Annotated in this window: 3 protein-coding genes and 1 pseudogene; 3 read left to right on the top strand and 1 reads right to left on the bottom strand. The window is 62.9% G+C overall.

Going from position 1 to position 3,100, the window contains the following annotated elements; genetic code table 11:
• The 3 genes and pseudogenes from JF781_RS27655 to JF781_RS27665 form a co-directional block, all read left to right on the top strand.
• A pseudogene (locus tag JF781_RS27655) lies at positions 1-130 on the top strand (site-specific integrase); the annotation flags it as partial.
• Complete coding sequence (locus JF781_RS27660; RefSeq protein WP_071289709.1) at positions 123-485, top strand: helix-turn-helix transcriptional regulator; 363 nt, start codon at positions 123-125, stop codon at positions 483-485. The pseudogene JF781_RS27655 and the gene JF781_RS27660, both read left to right, overlap by 8 nt.
• The gene (locus JF781_RS27665) at positions 463-1,920 is read left to right on the top strand and encodes a Fis family transcriptional regulator (RefSeq protein WP_071289708.1); all 1,458 of its coding nucleotides are present in this window, start codon (positions 463-465) and stop codon (positions 1,918-1,920) included. Before JF781_RS27660 ends, JF781_RS27665 begins: the two co-directional genes overlap by 23 nt.
• A 49-nt stretch (positions 1,921-1,969) precedes the next feature.
• On the opposite strand, the gene JF781_RS27670 is transcribed toward JF781_RS27665, so the two are convergent.
• On the bottom strand, positions 1,970-3,100 hold a 1,131-nt coding region (locus JF781_RS27670), incomplete at its 5' end, for an IS256 family transposase (protein WP_225341345.1).

The following is a 3,100-nucleotide window of genomic DNA, read 5'->3' on the forward strand; positions in this document are numbered from 1 at the left end:
ACAGCTCGGGCACTCATTTGCATCGACCACCTCGCTGTACACCTCGGTGTCGTCAGACTTCAAACAAAAGACGATCCAACAGATGATCGCTCGACGCATCCGAATGGAGGAAGATCAGCCCGATGGCTGAACAGCGCCGCATCGGCTTCCACTGGCATCTGCGCCGGATGATGGCCGCCCACAACCTGTGGAAGTCCACCGAGCTGCGACCGCTGCTCAAATCGCGCGGAATCAACCTCTCCGACGCCCAGGTCTATCGCCTGGTTACCGGTGAACCCCAACGCATTCCGTCAAGGACGTTCGCTGCCCTGTGCGACATCTTCGACTGCACGCCCAACGACCTGTTCGAGCCGTACGTCGAGATGCAAGCCGCGAAAACTGCCAACGCACCACGGCCCAGTGACCTCGGCCTGAAACCGGGAAACCCCGTCGCCAAACGGATTCGGATCGTCCAGGACGACGATGGCCCGCCCGCGCAAACCTGACGACCCCGAGCGGTGGCCGGTGCCCTGCGACCGGTGCGGCGGGCACTACATGGTGGTCGCGAACTGGCCGGGCGAATCGGTCTGCGGGTATTGCTACCAGGCCGCCAAACGTGTCACCGGGATCTGCGCTTGCGGCCACCAGGGCGTTCTCCCCGGGATCATTGATGCTCGGCCCGCGTGCCGCCGATGCACCGGGATCACGCTCAACGTCGACTGCGTTGCCTGCGGGGACGAGGCCGAACTCTATAGCGGCGGCAAATGTCAACGCTGCGTCCTCGGCGAGACTGCTACTCGCTTCCTGACCAACCCCGACACCGGCGTGGTCGCCTCGCAGTTGCAGGTCATCATTGATGCGCTCACCGGAATGCAACGCCCCAATAGCGGCCTGACCTGGATCCGCCAACGCCATGTCGAACGCGTCCTGCGCGAACTTGCGTGCCATCCGACGCTCACCCATGAGCTTGTTGACCTGCTTCCGGCGGGCCGGACAACCAATTATGTTCGCGGCCTCCTCGTGGCTCATCAGTCGCTGCCGGCGCGCGACGAACGGTTAGCGCGGTTCCTGGGCTGGGCGGCGACCGCGCAACAGCGCATCCTGACGGACGAGCACCGCAAGGTGATTGCCCGTTTTATCCGCTGGGGCTTGGAAAGACGGCTCCGCTCGATGGACGCCGTCACCGACTCAGCATTTCTGCGCGCCAAGCAGACCACGACCGTGACGATCGAGTTCTGCAACTGGCTCACCACCGAACACGACACCTATGTCGAGAACGTCACCCAGGCGCACATTGACCTGTGGCAGTCCACCGGACCAACTACCCGGGAGCACATTCTGCGATTCGTCCGTTGGGCCATCAAAACCAAACTGATCCCCGCGGATCTCGAGGTGACCCCGCACCGGCGCGGTACCGCACCACGGCTACCGATCACCGAGCAGAACGCCGTTATCGAGCACGTCGTACATCAACAGACCCTGCATCCCCGTGACCGGTTCGCCGCGATCTTGATCATCGTTTTCGCTCAGCGCGTCGAGGATATCGCTGCCCTGACCTGGGAGCAGGTGACCATCACAGCGGACTCCGTGAGCGTCAACCTGGCTGGCATGCCCATCGATATCCCGCCGCCGCTCGATGAGCCCATCCGACTACTCGCGGCAGTCAACTACAACGGTCAAACTGCTGCACATCCCAACTCGCCCTGGGTATTTCGCGGGTATGGACCCGGAACTCACGTCACTCCGACGCACCTTCGTAACCATCTGCGACCTGTTCTCGCTGCCCTCGAAGCACGCCTTGGCACACTCAATGAACTCACCCAGACCACGCCAATCGCGATCCTGGCCGAAACACTCGGCTACAGCCCGCAGACACTCGAAGCCCACGCGAGAGCATCGGCATCAACATACGCCCGATACATTGCGACACGACTCGACTGACACCGGACAGGGGTCTGTCAACTTAACGGTGTAACTGGTTGTGGTGGTTCTACTTTCGTCCGGCGGACAGGCGTCCGTCGAAGGTGATGTCGAAGGCATTCAACGCTTCTTTCCAGCGGTTGGTCCACCGTTTGCGGCCACGTCCGGTGGGGTCGAGGCTCATGACCGCCAGGTACACGCACTTCAGCGCGGCGGCCTCGGTGGGAAAGTGGCCCCGCGCGTTGACCGCTCTACGGATCCGGGCATTTATGCTTTCAATGGCATTGGTCGTGCAGACCACGCTGCGAATACTGTTGTCGAACTGCAGGAACGGCACGAATTCGGCCCACGCGCCATCCCACAGCTTGGTGATCGCCGGGTACCGATCACCCCAAGTGTCGGTGAACGCCACGAACGCCTCCAACGCGGCCGATTCACTCGGCGCGGTGTAGATCGGTTTGAGGTCCTTGGCGATCGCCGGCCAGTGCCGCTTGGAGGCGTAGCTGAAGCTATTGCGCAGCAGATGCACGACGCACGTTTGGGTGATCGCCTGCGGCCACACGGTTTCGATCGCTGCGGGCAGGCCCTTGAGTCCATCGCAGACCACCATGCAGACGTCCTGGGTACCCCTATTCTTGATCTCGGACAAGACCCGGGCCCAGAACTTCGCCCCCTCCCCGTCGCCGTGCTCACCAGCCCACAACCCCAGGATGTCGCGGGTGCCCTCCACGGTCACCGCCAGCGCCAGGTAGATCGGCCGGTTCGCGACGTTGCCGTCGCGAATCTTGACGTTCACAGCGTCAATGAAGATCACCGGGTACACGGCATCCAAGGGACGGGACTGCCATTCCGCCATGCCCTCGATCACCCGGTCGGTGATCGTCGAGATGGTCTGCTTGGACACGCTCGCCCCGTACACCTCGCCCAGGTGCGCGCAGATCTCGCCGTGGGTTAATCCTCGGGCCGACAACGAGATCACCAGATCATCGAGCCCGGTCAGGCGCCGCTGACGCTTCTTGACCAGCTGTGGCTCGAAGGAACCATCCCGGTCGCGAGGCACCTCCAGCGCGACGGGTCCTGCTTCGGTCAACACGGTCTTGCCGCGACGGCCGTTGCGGGAATTGCCGCCGTCACGCCCGGTGGCGTCATGCTTGCCGTAGCCCAGGTGATCATCGAGCTCACCTTCGAGCGCGGACTCCAC

Origin of the sequence: Mycobacterium sp. WUMAC-067, assembly GCF_020217485.1 — a bacterium.
GTDB lineage: Bacteria > Actinomycetota > Actinomycetes > Mycobacteriales > Mycobacteriaceae > Mycobacterium.

Excerpts from the sequence above, each read along its gene's own strand:
- JF781_RS27665 (WP_071289708.1), top strand. The coding sequence starts at position 463 with ATGGCCCGCCCGCGCAAACCTGACGACCCCGAGCGGTGGCCGGTGCCC.
- JF781_RS27660 (WP_071289709.1), top strand. The coding sequence starts at position 123 with ATGGCTGAACAGCGCCGCATCGGCTTCCACTGGCATCTGCGCCGGATG.